The sequence below is a fragment of the Micromonospora desertarenae genome (assembly GCF_056150265.1).
Map to the genome: position 1 here is coordinate 188,396 of NZ_JAXCFQ010000005.1, position 17,322 is coordinate 205,717.

General features: G+C 72.4%; 17 protein-coding genes. 8 read left to right on the plus strand and 9 right to left on the minus strand.

Going from position 1 to position 17,322, the window contains the following annotated elements:
- Positions 1-625 precede the first annotated feature (625 nt).
- Together SM577_RS12490 and SM577_RS12495 are read left to right on the plus strand one after the other, a co-directional pair.
- On the plus strand, positions 626-1,543 hold the full coding sequence (locus SM577_RS12490) for a polysaccharide deacetylase family protein (RefSeq protein ID WP_474586940.1): 918 nt from the start codon (positions 626-628) through the stop codon (positions 1,541-1,543).
- 59 nt (positions 1,544-1,602) lie between these two features.
- A complete protein-coding gene (locus tag SM577_RS12495; protein ID WP_088992213.1) occupies positions 1,603-1,902 on the plus strand; it encodes a DUF1540 domain-containing protein in 300 nt (99 codons plus the stop codon).
- Between the two features lie 75 nt (positions 1,903-1,977).
- Here SM577_RS12495 and SM577_RS12500 read toward each other — a convergent pair whose 3' ends face one another.
- Complete coding sequence (locus SM577_RS12500; protein ID WP_474586941.1) at positions 1,978-3,984, minus strand: protein meaA; 2,007 nt, start codon at positions 3,982-3,984, stop codon at positions 1,978-1,980.
- A gap of 151 nt (positions 3,985-4,135) precedes the next feature.
- On the opposite strand from SM577_RS12500, the gene SM577_RS12505 reads away from it, so the two are divergent.
- Both SM577_RS12505 and SM577_RS12510 read left to right on the plus strand, forming a co-directional pair.
- Entirely contained in the window at positions 4,136-4,984 is an 849-nt protein-coding gene (locus tag SM577_RS12505) for an ABC transporter ATP-binding protein (protein WP_302919203.1), read from the plus strand.
- Positions 4,981-5,826, plus strand: a complete 846-nt coding sequence (locus tag SM577_RS12510; RefSeq protein WP_302919204.1) for an ABC transporter permease — start codon at positions 4,981-4,983, stop codon at positions 5,824-5,826. The genes SM577_RS12505 and SM577_RS12510 overlap by 4 nt, the downstream gene beginning before the upstream one ends.
- Before the next feature lie 33 nt (positions 5,827-5,859).
- Here the strand turns inward: SM577_RS12510 and SM577_RS12515 are convergent, their stop codons facing one another.
- The gene (locus SM577_RS12515; RefSeq protein ID WP_474586942.1) at positions 5,860-6,753 is read right to left on the minus strand and encodes an ArsR/SmtB family transcription factor; all 894 of its coding nucleotides are present in this window, start codon (positions 6,751-6,753) and stop codon (positions 5,860-5,862) included.
- A 119-nt stretch (positions 6,754-6,872) separates the two neighbouring features.
- Between SM577_RS12515 and SM577_RS12520 the strand changes: the two genes are divergently transcribed.
- Entirely contained in the window at positions 6,873-8,057 is a 1,185-nt protein-coding gene (locus tag SM577_RS12520) for an MFS transporter (protein WP_474586943.1), read from the plus strand.
- A 24-nt stretch (positions 8,058-8,081) separates the two neighbouring features.
- On the opposite strand, the gene SM577_RS12525 is transcribed toward SM577_RS12520, so the two are convergent.
- Complete coding sequence (locus SM577_RS12525) at positions 8,082-8,930, minus strand: 3-hydroxyacyl-CoA dehydrogenase family protein (protein ID WP_474586944.1); 849 nt, start codon at positions 8,928-8,930, stop codon at positions 8,082-8,084.
- A 130-nt stretch (positions 8,931-9,060) separates the two neighbouring features.
- The gene (gene murA / locus SM577_RS12530; RefSeq protein ID WP_474579603.1) at positions 9,061-10,503 is read right to left on the minus strand and encodes a UDP-N-acetylglucosamine 1-carboxyvinyltransferase; all 1,443 of its coding nucleotides are present in this window, start codon (positions 10,501-10,503) and stop codon (positions 9,061-9,063) included.
- Between murA and SM577_RS12535 the strand changes: the two genes are divergently transcribed.
- Genes SM577_RS12535 through SM577_RS12545 form a run of 3 tightly spaced genes read left to right on the plus strand, consistent with a single transcriptional unit; the run spans position 10,502 to position 12,688 of the window.
- Positions 10,502-11,074, plus strand: a complete 573-nt coding sequence (locus SM577_RS12535; protein ID WP_302919209.1) for a cob(I)yrinic acid a,c-diamide adenosyltransferase — start codon at positions 10,502-10,504, stop codon at positions 11,072-11,074. The genes murA and SM577_RS12535 overlap by 2 nt on opposite strands.
- A gap of 32 nt (positions 11,075-11,106) precedes the next feature.
- Positions 11,107-11,499 (plus strand): VOC family protein, encoded by a 393-nt coding sequence (locus tag SM577_RS12540; protein ID WP_302919210.1) that lies wholly within the window; start codon positions 11,107-11,109, stop codon positions 11,497-11,499.
- A 43-nt stretch (positions 11,500-11,542) separates the two neighbouring features.
- Positions 11,543-12,688: a DUF4241 domain-containing protein gene (locus SM577_RS12545; RefSeq protein WP_474586945.1), complete on the plus strand. Its 1,146-nt coding sequence runs from the start codon at positions 11,543-11,545 to the stop codon at positions 12,686-12,688.
- A gap of 51 nt (positions 12,689-12,739) precedes the next feature.
- On the opposite strand, the gene SM577_RS12550 is transcribed toward SM577_RS12545, so the two are convergent.
- The 5 genes from SM577_RS12550 to SM577_RS12570 all read right to left on the minus strand — a co-directional run bounded on the left by SM577_RS12550 (position 12,740) and on the right by SM577_RS12570 (position 17,314).
- On the minus strand, positions 12,740-13,195 hold the full coding sequence (locus SM577_RS12550; RefSeq protein ID WP_109900209.1) for a DUF2550 domain-containing protein: 456 nt from the start codon (positions 13,193-13,195) through the stop codon (positions 12,740-12,742).
- A gap of 12 nt (positions 13,196-13,207) precedes the next feature.
- Positions 13,208-13,492 carry a F0F1 ATP synthase subunit epsilon gene (locus tag SM577_RS12555; RefSeq protein ID WP_088992202.1) on the minus strand — a complete coding sequence of 95 codons (285 nt, stop codon included), beginning with the start codon at positions 13,490-13,492 and terminating at the stop codon, positions 13,208-13,210.
- 88 nt (positions 13,493-13,580) lie between these two features.
- Complete coding sequence (locus tag SM577_RS12560) at positions 13,581-14,723, minus strand: LCP family protein (RefSeq protein WP_302919212.1); 1,143 nt, start codon at positions 14,721-14,723, stop codon at positions 13,581-13,583.
- 222 nt (positions 14,724-14,945) lie between these two features.
- Positions 14,946-16,385: a F0F1 ATP synthase subunit beta gene (gene atpD / locus SM577_RS12565; RefSeq protein ID WP_302919213.1), complete on the minus strand. Its 1,440-nt coding sequence runs from the start codon at positions 16,383-16,385 to the stop codon at positions 14,946-14,948.
- Positions 16,385-17,314 carry a F0F1 ATP synthase subunit gamma gene (locus SM577_RS12570; RefSeq protein ID WP_302919214.1) on the minus strand — a complete coding sequence of 310 codons (930 nt, stop codon included), beginning with the start codon at positions 17,312-17,314 and terminating at the stop codon, positions 16,385-16,387. Before SM577_RS12570 ends, atpD begins: the two co-directional genes overlap by 1 nt.
- Positions 17,315-17,322: the final 8 nt, after the last annotated feature.

Below are 17,322 nucleotides of genomic sequence, written 5' to 3' on the forward strand. Positions count from 1 at the left end.
CCCGCCCCGCGCCCCCCGGCCCCCGCCCCCCCCCCCCCCCGCCCCCCCCCCCCCCCCCCCCCCCCCCCGACCTGGTTGAGCCGCCGACGCCTGGTCGCGGTCGCCGGCGGGGGGCCTGGCCGTGTCCGTGTTGCCGTGCGCGGTCCGGATACCGCCACATCGGCGACGCGGTGCAGGTCCCCCTGGGTCAGATAGTGCGTCGGCTCGCCGCGCAGGACCCTTCGATACCGCCACATTGGCGAACAGCGCAGCCCTCACACACCCAGCCGACTCACTGCGCGAGACGCCCGGATGACCCGGCCGTCCGGGTTCCGCGAACGGGGTGAACTCGGTTGGCGCTCGTCGATCAGCCCACCGGGGCACGGAGCGGCCGTCGGGTCCCGCGGCGGGACGGGTCCCGGCGGAACGAGCGCGCGGGGCGCCCCGGCCCTGTGAGGAACGAGCGCGCGGGACGCCCGGCCCCTGCGCGGCGACCGGGATGCGCGCACGCCGCCGACGTGCGGCCACCACGCAACACCCCTGATACCTCAGCGGCATATTGATGACTCAGCGGCATCACCCTCACGGGACGCACCAGCCGGACAGCGGTCCACATGAGCCGAGGCCGCGCTGCGATCATCTTGCGGTGCCCGTGAAGATCTCCCGCGTTTCACTCGTCGCGCTCCTCGGCGCCGCCGCCGCGGCGGCCGCCCTGCTGACCGCCCCCAGCCCGCTCCGTACGCCGGCCAGCGCCGGCATTGTCCGGATACCGGCGACTGAGCCGGCGGCGCAGTCCCCGGCGCCGCCGGCGACGGCACCGACCTCGGCACCGTCGGGCACCGCTCGGCCCGGAGGCGGCCCGGAACTGCCCGGCGCCACCCCGATCGGGAGTCTGCCTCCCGTCGTCGACCACGGGCCGCGTACCGGGAACAAGGTGGCGCTCACCTTCGACGCGGACATGACCGAGGCGATGCGGCACCAACTGCGCAGCGGCGCGGTGCGGTCGTACGCGAACCTGAAGATCATCGAGCGGCTGGAGCGGGAGCGGGTGCCGGCCACCTTCTTCCTCACCGGCATGTGGGTCGAGCAGTACCCGGCGCTCACCCGCCGCCTGGCCGCGAACCCGCGCTTCGAGCTGGCCAACCACACGTACGGGCATCTGGCCTTCACCCCGGACTGCTACGGCCTGCCCCGCATCGCGGACCGGAAGATGACCGCCGACGTGGCCCGGACGTTCGACCTGGTGGCCGAGTACGGCGGGCGGCAGACCCGGTACTTCCGCTTTCCCGGCCTGTGCCACGACCGGCAGGCGCTCGAGGCGCTGGCGCCGCTGGGGCTGACAGTGGTGGACGGGGACGTGGTCAGCGGCGACCCGTTCGCGAAGTCCTGGCGGCCGGTGGTGCGGGCGGCGCTGGACGGGGTCCGCCCGGGCTCGGTGATCATCCTGCACGTGACGGAGGCGAACGCGCCGATGACGGACGAGGCGCTGCCGCACATCCTGGCCGGGCTGGCCGAGCGCGGCCTGGAGCCGGCCCCGCTCTCGGAGGTGCTCGGGCAGGGCTGAATCCGGGCCAGGAAGGCCGGCAAATCAGTAGAATCTACGCAGGACTAGAGGAGGCCGGCATGACCGCAGCGATGGAGATGCCCCGGGTTCAGGAGTGCGTGGTGGTGGCCTGCGGGTACAACCACACCGGCGACTGCCACGCGTTCGCCATCACGATCGGCAGCATGGACCACGCGCACTGCCGGACGTTCATCGAACTGCCGACCGTCCAGGCCGGCGTGGACGGCCTCATCGCCCAGGTCGGCGCCTGCCAGCGGGCCGACTGCCGGCACAACGACCAGTTGGAGTGCCACGCGCCGGCGATCAAGGTCGGCCCGGACAACGACATGGCCGACTGCATCACCTACGACCAGCGCTGACCCCACCGCACGCCATCGGCGGAACAGGGCGCTGGCCCGCCGCCACCGCCCCGGTGGTCGGTGACGGCGGGGGCCTCAGCGCAGCCCGTTGGCCTGCCGCACCACGGTGACGAGTTCGTCGATGATGCCGGTCAGGGCGAAGTCCTTCGGCGTGAACACCCGGGCCACCCCGGCGGCGCGCAACTGCTCGGCGTCGGCCGCCGGGATGATGCCGCCGACCACCACCGGCAGGTCCGGCCGCCCGGCGGCGCGCAGCCCGTCCAGCACCGCGGGCACCGCGGCCAGGTGCGAGCCGGAGAGCACCGAGAGCCCGACCAGGTCCACGTCCTCCTCGACGGCGGCGGCGACGATCTGCCCGGCGGTCAGCCGGATGCCCTGGTAGACCACCTCGAAGCCGGCGTCCCGGGCGCGTACCGCGATCTGCTCGGCACCGTTGGAGTGCCCGTCCAGGCCCGGCTTGCCGACCAGCAGCCGCAGCCGGGCGCTGCCCAGCTCGCGGGCGGTGGCGGCGACCCGCTCCCGCACCCCGGCGAGCCCGGCGTCCGCGCCGGCCCCGGCGCCGCCGGCCAGCCCGGTCGGCGCCCGGTACTCGCCGAAGACCTGCCGCAGCGCGCCGGCCCACTCGCCGGTGGTCACCCCGGCCCGCACGCACTCCAGTGTCGCCGGCATCAGGTTCGTGCTGGTCGCGGCGTCCGCGCGGAGCCGGGCCAGGGCGGCGTCGACGGCCGCGGTGTCCCGGTTGGCCCGCCATTGGCGTACGGCGGCCGCGGCGGACTTCTCCACGGCCGGGTCCACCTGCTCGATCGCCTCGGCGCCGGCCGCGGTCAGCGGCGACGGCTCGGTCTCGGTGAACCGGTTGACGCCGACCACCACGTCGGTGCCGGCCTCCATCCGGCGCCGGCGCTCGGCCAGCGAGGCGACCAGGGCGCTCTTGAGGTAACCGGTCTCCACGGCGGTCACCACGCCGCCCATCTCCAGCACCTTCTCCAGCTCGACCCGGGCGCCGGTGACGATCTCGTCGACCAGTGCGGTCATCACGTGCGAGCCGGCGAACAGGTCGGGGTATTCGAGCAGGTCCGACTCGTACGCCAGGACCTGCTGCATGCGCAGCGACCACTGCTGGTCCCACGGCCGGGGCAGGCCGAGCGCCTCGTTCCAGGCCGGCAGCTGCACGGCGCGGGCCCGGGCGTCGCGGGAGAGGGTGACGCCGAGCATCTCCAGCACGATCCGCTGGATGTTGTTCTCCGGCTGCGCCTCGGTCAGCCCGAGCGAGTTGACCTGCACGCCGTAGCGGAACCGGCGCTGCTTCGGGTCGGTGACGCCGTAGCGGTCGCGGGTGATCTCGTCCCAGAGCGCGCCGAAGGCGCGCATCTTGGCGATCTCCTCGACGAAGCGCACCCCGGCGTTGACGAAGAACGAGATCCGCTGCACCACGTCGCCCATCCGCTCGGCGGGCACCTGGCCGGAGTCGCGTACCGCGTCGAGCACGGCGACCGCGGTGGCCAGCGCGAAGCCGACCTCCTGCACCGGCGTCGCGCCGGCCTCCTGGAGGTGGTACGAGCAGATGTTGACCGGGTTCCAGCGCGGCATCTCGCGCAGCGTGTACGCGATGACGTCAGCGGTGAGCCGCAGCGACGCGGCCGGCGGGAAGATGTAGGTCCCCCGGGACAGGTACTCCTTGATGATGTCGTTCTGCGTCGTGCCGGCGCAGCGGGCCAGCTCGGCCCCCTGCTCGGCGCCGACGGTGCCGTAGAGGGCGAGCAGCCACATCGCCGGCGCGTTGATGGTCATCGAGGTGTTCATCTCGGCCAGCGGGATGCCGTCGAAGAGGGCCCGCATGTCGCCGAGGTGGGCGACCGGCACGCCGACCCGGCCGACCTCGCCGGCGGCCAGTTCGTGGTCCGGGTCGTACCCGGTCTGGGTGGGCAGATCGAAGGCGACCGACAGGCCGGTCTGTCCCTTGGCCAGGTTGCGGCGGAAGAGCGCGTTGGTCGCGGCGGCCGAGGAGTGCCCGGCGTAGGTGCGCATCACCCAGGGGCGGTCGCGCTCGGGCAGCCGGCCGGGGGGAGCCTTCTCGTCCATGGCCGGAGTCTAAGTTACCGTTCAGTCACCCGCGCTGTGGAAAACCACACAGCTCCATGGAGGGGACGTCCGGGTGCCAACCGCCCGGCATGGCGGCGACCGCCACACCCCGGCCGGCCGGCGTCGCCGGCCAGGTCGCACACTTGACGGCATGGATGACGAGCTCGCGATCTCCGTGCGGGGGCTGCGCAAGGCGTACGGGGACACCGTCGCGGTGGCGGGCGTCGACCTCGACGTGCGCCGGGGTGAGGTGTTCGCCCTGCTGGGCCCGAACGGCGCGGGCAAGACCACCACGGTGGAGATCCTGGAGGGCTTCCGGCGCCGCGACGCCGGCGAGGTCTCGGTGCTCGGCAGCGACCCGGCGCGGCCGGCCGCGGACTGGCGCTCCCGGGTGGGCATCGTGCTCCAGGGCACCGGCGAGTTCGACGAGCTGACCGTCGGCGAGGTGGTCCGGCACTTCGCCGGGTTCTACGCCGACGCCGACGACCCGGACAAGGTCGTCGAGCGGGTCGGCCTGGCCGGCAAGGCGAAGGCCCGGACGCACACCCTCTCCGGCGGCCAGAAGCGCCGGCTCGACGTGGCGCTCGGCATCGTCGGCCGGCCCGAGCTGCTCTTCCTGGACGAGCCGACCACCGGTTTCGACCCGGAGGCGCGGCGCGAGTTCTGGGAGCTGATCCGGGACCTGGCCGCGGCCGGCACCACCATCGTGCTGACCACCCACTACCTGGACGAGGCCGAGGCGCTGGCCGACCGGGTCGGGGTGATCGCGGGCGGCCGGCTGGTCGAGGTCGCCGCGCCGAACCGGCTGGGCAACCGCCAGGAGGCCCTGGCCACTGTCTCCTGGCGTACGCCGGAGGGGGCGCTGGAGAGCGTCGAGAGCGCGACGCCGACGGCGCTGGTGGCGGAGCTGGCCGCGCGCTTCGGCGGCGAGGTCCCCGGCCTCACGGTGACCCGGCCGACCCTGGAGGACATCTACCTCACGATGATCGGACACGCATGACCGCCACCATGAAGCCGGCCGCGCCGGCCGCCGCGGCACCGGCGCGGCGGCGGGGCCCGGTGGCCCTCGCGCTGCGACAGGGCCGGCTGGAGATCACCCAGTTCCTGCGCAGCCGGGAGTCCGTCGTGTTCACGATGGGCTTCCCGGTCATCATGATCCTGATCTTCGCGGCGATCTTCAGCGACGAGATCGCCCCCGGGGTCAGCTACACCCAGTACTTCATCACCGGCATGATCGCCACCGGCCTGATGACGGTGAGCTTCCAGAACCTCGGCATCTGGATCCCGATCGAGCGCGACCGGGGGGTGCTCAAGCGCTACCGGGGCACGCCGATGCCGAAGTGGGTGTGGTTCGCCGGCAAGGTGCTGATGGTGGTCGCCATCGGCGTCGCGGAGACGGTGCTGCTGCTCGCCGTCTCGGTGGCGCTGTTCGACCTGGACCTGCCCGGCACCGCCGCGAAGTGGCTGACCTTCGGTTGGGTGTCGGTGCTCGGCGTGACCGCCTGCACCCTCTGCGGCATCGCCATCTCGTCGCTGGCCCGCACCGCGCGCAGCGGTTCCGCCGTGGTCACCCCGGTGGCGCTGGTGCTCCAGTTCATCTCCGGGGTGTTCTTCGTCTTCACCCAGCTGCCCTCCTGGATGCAGCAGGTGGCGGCGCTCTTCCCGCTGAAGTGGATGTGCCAGGGGCTGCGCTCGGTCTTCCTGCCGGAGAGCTTCGGCGCGCAGGAACCGGCCGGATCGTTCGAGCTGGGGCGGGTCGCCCTGGTGCTCGCCGCGTGGTGCGTGGTCGGCCTGGTGCTCTGCCTGACCACCTTCCGCTGGACCACCAAGCGCGACGGCTGACCCGGCGGGGCGGGCCCGGCCGGGCGGCCCCGCTCAGCCGCCGGCGGCGAGCGCGTCGCCCAGTGGCGTACGCCAGTAGAGCACCTCGCGTCCGGACCGCCGCTTGCTGACGGCGCCGGCGTCCAGCAGCACCCGCAGGTGGTCGCTCACCGTGCCGAGGGACAGCCCGGTCACCACCACGAGCTGGGAGGTGCTCAGCGGGGTGTCCAGCCGGGCGAGGATGTCGGCCCGGTTCGCGCCGATCAGCCGGGCCAGCCCGTCGGGCGCCGGTGAGGTGGGATCGACCAGGATCCCGCGCGCCGGGTAGACCATCCCGAACCGGGTCGGCCTGTCCCAGACCACCCAGCCGCGCCGGCAGTGCGCCGGGAGGAAGAACAGCTGCTCGGCCGCGTGCAGCGACAGTGGCGGCTCCGGGTAGTCGTTGACCTGGAGCCGTCCGTCGCCCAGCCAGCCCATGTTGCGGTTGAGGTCGGCGAACACCCCGGCCCAGCCGCCCCTGCTCAACGCGGCGGTGCGGGCCACGATGTCCGCCCGCAGCCGGCGTTCCCGCTCCGGCCACTCCGGCTCGACGGTGTGCGTCCAGACCCAGTCGAGAAGGTCCACCACCTGCCCGACGAGACCGTCGGCCAGCAGCTCGGCGGCGAGCGGCTCCGGACGGGTGGCCCGCAGGTCGGCCCGGATCCGCTCGTCGGACAACCGACCGACGGCGGCCAGCTCCGCCGCGAAGGTCGGTTCCGGCGAGGCGGGCGCGATGGTGAGGAAGTCCGCGACCCACCGGGGGTTGAACGACGCGGGCAGCAGCGCCCGGAGCACGGGCCGGTTGTCCAGCATCCGCCGGAACGCCTCGACGTGCGGCCCCCGCCAGGTCCGCTGCCAGGGCGTACGCGGGTCGTACAGCGCGCGCAGCGCGGCGACCGTGTCGACCATCGGCGAGACCGTGAAGCGGCTCCGCGCGAGAAGATCCGACGGCACCTGCCAGACGCCCACGTTTCGCCTCCAGACGTAACTCTACGAGATCCACCGCCACGTCCCACACGATCGTGCCCGTGAGAACGTACGCAGACCTGTTCGCGGTCCGGGAGTTCCGCAACCTGTTCCTGGCGAACTGTGCCGGGATCGCGGCGCACACGACGTCCTCGCTGGCGCTGGGCGCGTTGACCTACGCGTCGACCGGCTCGGCGCTGCTCACCGCCCTGGGCATGTTCGGCGCACCGCTCGCCGGCGTGCTCGGCAGCCTGACGTTGCTGTCGGCCGCGGACAGCGTGCCGCCCCGCCGGGCGCTCACCCTCGCCGCCGTGCTGGTCGCCGCCGGCGCGGCCCTGCAGGCCGTGCCGGGTCTGCCGCTGTGGGCCCGCTTCGCGATCATCTTCGCCGGCGCGTACGTCGGCTCGATCACCGGTGGGGCGAGGTGGGCGCTGCTCACCGACATGCTGCCGGCCGACTCCTACGTACTGGCCCGGGGCACCATGAACACGAGCGTCGGGGTGATGCAGATCGCCGGCTTCGGGCTGGCCGGCGCCCTGCTCGTCTGGCTGAGCCCGTACCAGGTGTTCCTGCTCGCCGCGGTGCTCCGGGCGGTGGCCGCCGCGGTGGGCTGGTTCGGGCTGTCGGAACGCCCGGCCCGGGCCACCGCCCGGACGACGGTCGGGCGCACGCTGCGGGTGAACCGGGAGCTGTGGGCGGATCCGGGCCGCCGGTCCCTGCTGCTCAACCTGTGGGTGCCGAACGGCCTGGTCGTCGGCTGCGAGGCACTGTTCGTCCCCTACGCCGGGGACCGGGCCGGTTTCCTGTACGCCGCCGCGGCCCTCGGCATGCTGGCGGGCGACGTCGTGGTGGGGCGGTTCCTGCCGCCGGCCTGGCGGGACCGGCTGGTGCCCGCCCTGCGGCTGCTGCTCGCCGTGCCCTACCTGGCCTTCGCGCTGTCGCCGGCGCTGCCGCTGGCCATGCTCGTCGCGGTCGTCGCCTCGGCCGGCTTCGCCGCCGGGCTGCCGTTGCAGGAGCGGCTGATCGCCCACTCCCCGGCGCAGGCCCGGGGTCAGGTGCTCGGCCTGCACCACAACGGCATGCTGGCCGGGCAGGCGGTGTGCGCCGCGCTCGCCGGCGCGGTCGCGGACCTGGTCCCGGCGAGCTGGGCCGTCGCGCTGCTCGCCGCGGCGTCGCTGGCGGCCACCCTGGTGCTCACCGCCGGGCTGCGGCGGACCGCCCCCGCGCCGGCGGGAGCGGTCCGCTGACGGCCGGGAGGCCGCCGCGCCCCGTCAGTAGGTGTAGAAACCCTTGCCGGTCTTGCGGCCCAGGTCGCCCGCGGTCACCATGCGCTGGAGCAGCTCCGGCGGGAAGAACTTCTCGTCAGCGGTGTCGGTGTAGATGTTCTTCGCGGCGTGCAGCAGCACGTCCACGCCGGTCAGGTCGGTGGTGGCCAGCGGGCCCATGGCGTGGCCGAAGCCGAGCCGGCACGCGGTGTCCAGGTCCTCCGCCGACACCACGCCGGACTCGACCAGCTTGACCGCCTCCATCACCAGCGCGGCGATCAGCCGGGTGGTGACGAAGCCGGCGATGTCCCGGTTGACCACGACCACCGTCTTGCCGATCTCCTCGGCGAACGTCTTCGCGGTGGCGAGCGTCCCGTCGCTGGTCTTGTAGCCGCGGACCAGCTCGCAGAGCTTCATCATCGGCACCGGCGAGAAGAAGTGCGTGCCGACCACTGCCTCGGGGCGCGCGGTGACCGCGGCGATCTGGGTGACCGGGATGGCCGAGGTGTTGGTGGCCAGTACCGCGTCCGACTTGCAGATCTTGTCCAGCGCCCGGAACACCTCGTGCTTGACGTCCAGCCGCTCGAAGACCGCCTCGACCACGATGTCGGCGTCGGCGGCCGCTTCCAGGTCGGTGGTCGGGGTGATCCGCCCCAGCGTCGCCTCGACCTCGGACGCCTCGATCTTGCCCTTCTCGGCGAACTTCTCCAGCGACTTCCGGATGCCGTCCAGGCCGCGCCGGGTGGCCGCGTCGTCCAGGTCCCGCAGCGTCACCTGCCAGCCCGCCTGCGCCGCCACCTGGGCGATCCCCGAGCCCATCAGCCCGGCCCCGACGACCGCGAGTCGACCCGCCATTGCTTACTCCCTCGCCCTGAATGAGTGTCTGTGGTGCACCCTAGTCATGACCGAACGCACCGAGCGCAGCGAGGGCCGTGAGGGCGTGACCAGCCAGTCCTGTCGGCGAGGCTGAACAACTGCTAAGGCCCTAGATGGTGACCGCCGGCTCCTCCGGCGCGACGCCCCGCTCCACCTCGACGCCGAGCGCCCGCAGGTCGGCCACGAAGTCCGGGTAGCCGCGGTCCACGTGGTGCACGTGGGAGACCTCGGTGACCCCGTCGGCGCAGAGCCCGGCGATGATCAGGCCGGCCCCGGCCCGGATGTCGGTGGCGCGTACCGGGGCGCCGGAGAGCCGCTCCCGGCCCCGGACCACGGCGTGGTGGCCGTCGGTCTTGATGTCCGCGCCGAGCCGCATCATCTCGTTGGCGAACATGAACCGCCCGTCGAAGATGTTCTCGGTGATCAGCGAGGCGCCGTCGCTGACCGCGGCCAGCCCGATCGCCATCGGCAGCAGGTCGGTGGCGAAGCCGGGGTACGGCAGGGTCACCACGTCCACCGCGTTCGGCCGGTCGTCCATCCGGACCCGGAAGGCGTCCGCCCGGGTCTCGACCAGGCCGCCCGCCGAGACCACCTTGTCCAGCGCGACCTCCAGGAACGCCGGATCCACCCCGGTCACTGTCACGTCGCCGCGGGTCATCGCCGCGCCGAAGGCCCAGGTGCCGGCGACGATCCGGTCCCCCACCGTGGCGTGCCGCACCGGGCGCAGCTCGGTCACACCCTCGATGTGCAGGGTCGAGGTGCCGGCACCGGAGATGTGCGCGCCCATCTGGTTGAGCATGGTGCAGATGTCGACGATCTCCGGTTCCCGGGCCGCGTTGTCGATCACGCTCGACCCGCGGGCCAGCACCGCCGCCATCACCAGGTTCTCGGTCGCCCCCACGCTGGGGAAGTCGAGCACGATGTCGGCCCCGTGCAGGCCGTGCGGCGCGGCGGCGATCACGAAGCCGTGTTCGCCGGAGATCTCGGCGCCCATCCGGGTCAGCCCGGAGATGTGCATGTCCAGGCCGCGGGAGCCGATCGCGTCACCGCCGGGGTGGGCCACCCGCACGTACCCGCGCCGGGCCAGCAGCGGGCCGAGCACGCAGATCGACGCGCGCAGCCGGCGGACCAGGTCGTAGTCGGCCTCCGTGCCCGGCTGGTCGGGCACGTCGATGGTGACCGACCGGGAGCGGGCGACCCCGCCGTGGGCGACCATCGGGTCGACCGGGTCGTCGGCGTCGAAGCGCACCGCGCAGCCGAGCCGGCGGAGCACCTCCCCCATGATCGCGATGTCGGTGATCCGGGGCACGTTGGTGATCACGCTGGGGCCCGGGGCGAGCAGCGCCGCCGCCATCAGCTTCAGAGCGGAGTTCTTGGCGCCCACCACGTGCACCGTGCCGGCCAGCCGGGCGCCGCCGTTCACCCGGATCACATCGACGTCGTTGACCGCGGGATCGCCCGCGTCGCCGGGGCCGACCCCGGCCGGCCAGCCGGCGGCGGTGTCCGGCCGCGCCGGGATCGTCAGGTCCGGTATCCGTAGGCTGTGCGTCATGGCCGTCCACCTCACGCGCATCTACACCAAGGCCGGCGACGCCGGCATGACCAGGCTGAGCAACAACGAGCAGGTGCCGAAGACCGATCCGCGGATCGCCGCGTACGCCGACGTCGACGAGTGCAACGCGGCGATCGGCGTGGCGCTGGCGCTGGGCCAGCTCGACGAGGAGCTGCGGGCGGTGCTCGCCGTCGTCCAGAACGACCTGTTCGACGTGGGCGCCGACCTGGCCACCCCGGTCGAACCGGATCCGAAGTACCCGCCGCTGCGGGTGACCGAGGAGTACGTCGAGCGCCTCGAGGGCTGGTGCGACGAGTACAACGCACGCCTGAGCAAGCTCGACTCCTTCATCCTCCCCGGCGGCACCGCGGGCGCGGCGCTGCTGCACGTGGCGCGGACGACCGCCCGGCGCGCCGAGCGTGCGGCGTGGGCCCTGGTCAGCCATGACTCCGAGCGGACCAGCACTCTCCCGGCCAAGTATCTCAACCGGCTCTCCGACTTGCTCTTCATCCTGGCAAGAACGGCAAATCCGAACGGAGATGTGCTATGGGTTCCCGGCGGTAGGCGCTGACCGGGCAACCGCCGGCGCCGCCCCTCCCCCGCGTGGGCGGGTTGCACCACGTCGAGATCTGGGTACCCGACCTGGCGGCCGCCCGCCGGAGCTGGGGCTGGCTCCTGGGTGAGCTGGGCTGGACGCCGTTCCAGGAGTGGCCGGCCGGCCGCTCCTGGCGGCTCGGCCCGACGTACCTGGTGCTGGAGGAGTCCCCCGCGCTCTCCGGGCGGCGGCACGACCGGCTCGCCCCGGGCCTCAACCACCTGGCCTTCCACGCCGGCCCGCCGGCGGCCGTGGACCGGCTGGTGGCGGCGGCACCGGCGCACGGCTGGACGCTGCTCTTCCCCGACCGCCACCCGCACGCCGGCGGGCCGGGGACCTACGCCGCCTACCTCACCGACAACCAGGGGTACGAGGTCGAGCTGGTCACCTCCGTCGACTAGGCCGGGGGCGGCGACGGCGGTGCGGCGTCGCTATGGTGCGCCGGTGACGAACACCCGAAACGTTGTGTACGCGGACGGCTGGGACGGGTCAGTCGTCAACCCGCTGAGCCGGGCGGAGGCCGAGGCCCGGGACGCGGCGGGCACGCCGTACGCGGTGCTGGTGCTGGCCGACGGCCGGCCGGAACACGTGCTGGCCGTGTCCTGGGGCGACGGCTACTGCGGCACCACCCGCTACGACCACCGGGGGCGGCGGGTGGCCACCGACGAGTGGCGCCGGACCCCCGACGGCGACCTGTTCCTGCGTTGCCGCCGCACCTGGCACGGCCCGGACGGCGTCGGCGAGCACGAGTTCCCGCACGTGGCGGCCCGGCGCCGCACGACGTACCGGCTGGACGGCCGCCGGCACGACATCGACGAGCCGCAGGGTGACCGGGGAGGCCGGCGGGACACCTCCCGGGTCGAGGCACCGCCCCGGACACCCCGGCCGGCCTTCGGACGCTGGCACGCGCTGCTCGGCCTGGACGGCGGTGTCCGGCTCGTCGAGACCGCCGGCCACGGGTTGCCCGTGACGTCGGAGGACGAACCGCCGTGGCGGCCGCCACGGCCGATGCCGCCCGGCGACCTCGAGAACCTGTTCATCGACGGCTCGACGCGGACCGTCGCCGGCGGCGCCGAGCGGGCCCGGCTCCAGGTGCGCCACGTGGGCGACCTCCGCCTGCCGTCCGGGCGGCTGGTCGCGGCCGACCCGGCGTGGCTGGAGCACGCCGCCGTCCCGTACACCGTCACCGTCCCGCCGGGCAGCTACCCGGTGACGCTCAGCCTGGCCCGGATCGGCGACGACCCGCGCCACGTCCGGGTGGCGGCCGCCCGGTTGGACGTCACCGACCGGCCGGTGCGCGGCTGGGAGATGGCGTTGCGACCCGGACAGGACCTGCTCGACCTGGGCCACGACGAGTTCTTCGGGTTCGGCGTGGACGCCGGGATGGCCTGCTTCGTGGACGCCGACGAGGTCGCCGGCCGGATCGACGCGTGGCGGACCCTCGGGCTCGGCGACGAGCCGTACCTGCGTGCCGGGGACGGCGGGATGGTGCTCTGGCTCAGTGGGTGGGGCGACGGCGCGTACCCGACCTGGGTCGGGCGGGATGCCGAGGGCCGGGTGGCCTGCTTCGTGGCGGACATGCTGCTCTGAGCCGGATCCGCTCCCGGCGCGGCGATCACCTGCCGTCGGGGGCGACCCCGGTCAGGCGGCGGGCCAGTCCTGCGAGGCCAGACGCGGCGAGACCGCCCCGGGTGGGGCGGCCTCGAGCCAGGAGAGGAATCCGGTGACGGTGGACCGCGCCATGGCGATCTCGACCGGAGCGTGGTGACTGGTACACCGGAGGATCACCCAGTCGGCGGGCATGGAGAGGCGCTCCTGCCCCTCGGGGAGGCGACGCCGCTCCACCGCGAGCCCCTTGCGCGACAGCACCCGCTTGGGACGCAGGGCGAAGCTGAACATCCGGTACCAGCGGAGTTCGTCGCCGACGAAGCGGCCGAAGCCGGGCGACCAGCCCCGGCCGTCGAGCATGGTGGAGACCCGGACGCTGAGTCGGATGATGCCACCGCTACGGGTGACCACCGCTCGCCGGACGAAGAGGATCAGCAGCGCGCCGAGGATCACGGCGATGCCGATTCCGATCCCTTCGACGATCTCCATCGACGGTACGGCTCAGCGGCTCTGCGCGGCGGAAACCGGGGTGGCGCTCTCGGCCAGGACGGTCACGCCCTCGGCGCTCACCGACAGGAAGCCGCCGGCCACCTCGTAGGAGACCTGCTCGCCGCCGGCGAGCTTGATGCGTACCTGCCCGGGCTCGGCGAGCTGACCGAGCAGCGGCGCGTGCCCCGGCAGCACACCCAGCTCACCCTCGGTCGTCCGGGCGACGACCATCTCGGCCTCGCCGGACCAGACCTTCTCCTCGACGGCTACGAGCTCGACGTGAAGCTGCTGTGCCACGCTGTCTCCTTGCTGCGGCGGCGGATTGTCGAAAGTCTAGTCCCGCCGCCGAAGCGCCCCCAAGGCGGGTGGCGAGAGCTACGCCACCCTACTTGGTCTTGTTCTGGAAGTCCGGGTGCTCCAGCAGGAACGCGTCCAGCTGCTCGTTGTGCAGCGCGGTGAAGAAGTCGTCCACCTCGGGCTTGAATGCCTCGCCGCGGTACTTGCCGTTCTCGATCACCCCGCCGCCGGGCAGCTTGACCATCTGGATCGTCTCCGGGCGGATGTTCTTCAGCGCGAGACCGAAGTCCACCACGCTGTGGCCGCGACCGTTGAAGATCAGCGACTGCCCGGCGGCCCGGAGCACCCGGTCCAGCTTGAGCGGGTTGGTCACCACGTCGGCGCTGAACGCCTGGCCGACCATGGCCTTGACGAACTGCTGCTGGTGGCGCTGCCGGCCGTAGTCGCCGTCCGGGACGCCGTTCTTCGGGTAGCGCTGCCGGACGTAGTCCAGCGCCTGCCAGCCCTTGAGGTGCTGGTTGCCCTTCTTGTAGACCGCCTGCGGCCCGATGTAGCCCTCGCCGTTCGGGTTGCCCTTGCGGTGCTTGCCGTCCGGCTCCCGGTGCTCGGAGCGCACCTCGCGCTCGATGTACATGTCGACGCCACCCATCGCGTCGACGATCTTCTGGAAGCCGGTGAAGTTGATGATCGCCCCGGCGTCGAAGCGCTTGATCCCGGTCACGTCCTGCACGGTCATCGCGAGCAGCTCGAAGCCGCGGGCGGCGTCCGGGTTCTGCCCCGGCACCCGGCTGCCGTACGACATGGCGGCGTTGAGCTTGTCGGTGCCCCCGTTGAAGTCGGCCTTGCTGAACTTGGGGATCTCCACGATGAGGTCGCGGGGCATGGAGAAGAGGTAGGCCCGGTCCATCGTGGCGGGCACGTGCAGCACCATGATCGAGTCGGCCAGCGGCGGCGTCTCCGGGTTGCGGGGATCGATGCCGACCAGCAGGATGTTCAGCGGGCCCTTGATGTCGCTCTTGCGCTCCTTGGCGCCGGCGGCCTGGTCGCCGAAGAGGTCGGCCTTGCCCACCGCGCCCTCGTAGCGGGCCATCAGCGCCTCGGTGCCGACCAGCACCGCCCCGCTGAGCAGCATCAGCACGGCGCCGAACACGGTGCAGACGCGGGCCCACCGCGGCACACCCGCCCAGATGGACGGCCGCTTGCCACCCTTGCCGGCCTTACCCACGATCATCTCCGTTCGTCACGCCCACGATCAGGAGACGGGCGCACCCAGCCGAATGGTTGCCATAGACCGACGCTCATCTCGGTGAGCGCGCGAACCGACGGTACCTCGCGTGCGGCACGATCGCCGAGCGCGGGAAACCGGCCAGCGGGCACGATACGGCGTGAAGATGAACAAAAGGCCGCCCCGGCATTGCCGGGGCGGCCTTTTTCTTGCTCACAACGGATGGGCTCAGCCCTCCGCCATCAGCTCCTTGGCCTTGCGCTCCAGGTCCTCCAGACCGCCGCACATGAAGAAGGCCTGCTCGGGGAAGTGGTCGTACTCGCCCTCGCTGATCTTGCGGAACGCCTCGATGGTCTCCTTGATCGGGACCGTCGAGCCCGGCACACCGGTGAACTGCTCCGCCGCGTAGGTGTTCTGCGACAGGAAGCGCTCGATCCGGCGGGCCCGGCCGACCGTGACCTTGTCCTCCTCGGAGAGCTCCTCGATACCGAGGATGGCGATGATGTCCTGCAGGTCCTTGTAGCGCTGCAGGATCCGCTTCACCTCGGTGGCGACCTGGAAGTGCTCCTGGCCGACGAACTCCGGGGCGAGGATCCGGGACGAGGACGCCAGCGGGTCCACGGCCGGGTAGATGCCCTTGTCGGAGATCGACCGCTCCAGGTTGGTGGTCGCGTCGAGGTGGGCGAACGTGGTGGCCGGAGCGGGGTCGGTGTAGTCGTCCGCCGGCACGTAGATCGCCTGCATCGAGGTGATGGCCTGGCCCCGGACGGAGGTGATCCGCTCCTGGAGTTCGCCCATCTCGTCGGCCAGGGTCGGCTGGTAGCCCACCGCGCTCGGCATGCGGCCGAGCAGGGTGGAGACCTCGGAGCCGGCCTGGGTGAAGCGGAAGATGTTGTCGATGAAGAGCAGCACCTCCTGCTTCTTCACGTCGCGGAAGTACTCCGCCATGGTCAGCGCGGAGAGGGCGACCCGCAGCCGGGTGCCCGGCGGCTCGTCCATCTGGCCGTAGACCAGCGCGGTCTTGTCGATGACGCCGGACTCGGTCATCTCGGCGATGAGGTCGTTGCCCTCACGGGTGCGCTCACCCACGCCGGCGAAGACCGAGGTACCACCGAAGTTCCGGGCGACCCGGGTGATCATCTCCTGGATGAGCACCGTCTTGCCCACGCCGGCGCCGCCGAACAGGCCGATCTTGCCACCCTTGACGTACGGGGCGAGCAGGTCGATGACCTTGATGCCGGTCTCCAGCATCTCGGTCTTCGGCTCCAGGTCCGCGAAGGCCGGGGCCTTGCGGTGGATGCTCCAGCGGTCGTCGGCCTGGAGCGTCTCGCCCTCGGTGAGGTTGAGGACCTCGCCGATCGCGTTGAACACGTGGCCCTTGACCGCGTCGCCCACCGGAACGGTGATCGGCGAGCCGGAGTCACGCACCTCCGCGCCGCGGACCAGGCCGTCGGTCGGCTGCATCGAGATGGCGCGGACCAGGTTGTCACCCAGGTGCTGGGCGACCTCCAGGGTCAGCGTCTTCTCGCCGCCGGAGAGCGTCACGTCGACGTGCAGGGCGTTGAACAGGTCCGGCATGGCGTCGCGCGGGAACTCGGCGTCGACGACCGGGCCGATGACCCGGACCACGCGACCCGTGGCCGTCTTGGTCTCTACTGGGGCAGTCATCACACTTCACTTCCCGACGCGGCAAGCGCGTTCGCGCCGCCGACGATCTCGCTGATCTCCTGGGTGATCCCGGCCTGGCGGGCCGAGTTCATCTCACGCGTGTACTTCTCGATCATCTCTTCCGCGTTGTCGGTGGCGCTCTTCATCGCCCGCCGCCGAGCCGCCGACTCGCTCGCCGCCGACTCGATCAACGCCGCGTAGATCCGCGTGTTGATGTACTTCGGCAGCAGCGCGTCGAGCAGCGCCTCCGCCTCCGGCTCGAACTCGTACGCCGGGAGCAGGCCCTCGGACCGCGGACGGTCCTCCACCTGCATCGGGCCGATGATCTTCGCGACCGGGGTCTGGGTCATCAGGGACTTGAACTCGGTGTAGACGATGTGCAGCTCGTCGATCCCGAGCACCCCGTCCGGGCCGGAGCCGCCGTCCACGTCGTCCGCGCCGGCCGAGAACGCCTTGATCAGCGTCTCGCCCACCTCGCGGGCGTCGGTGAACGACGGCTGCTCGCTGAAGCCCGTCCAGTTCGCCTCGATCGGCCGGTTGCGGAACCGGTAGAACGTCACGCCCTTGCGCCCGACCACGTAGAGCACCGGCTCCTTGCCGTCGGCCTTGAGCCGGGCGATCAGCGACTCAGCGGTCTTGATCGCGTTGGTGCTGTAACCGCCGGCCAGGCCCCGGTCGCTGGTGACCAGCAGGACGCCGGCCCGCCGCACCCGCGGGCGCGGGGTCAGCAGCGGGTGGTCGATCCGCGCGTTGGACGCCAGCGCCGTGAGCACGTTGGTGATGGCCTGGGCGTACGGCAGGGACGCCTCCACCCGGGCCTGGGCCTTGGCGATCCGGCTCGTCGCCACGAGCTCCATCGCCTTGGTGATCTTCTTCATCGACTTCGCCGAGCGGATCCGTTGACGAAGAACGCGAACCTGGGCCGCCATGGTCAGCC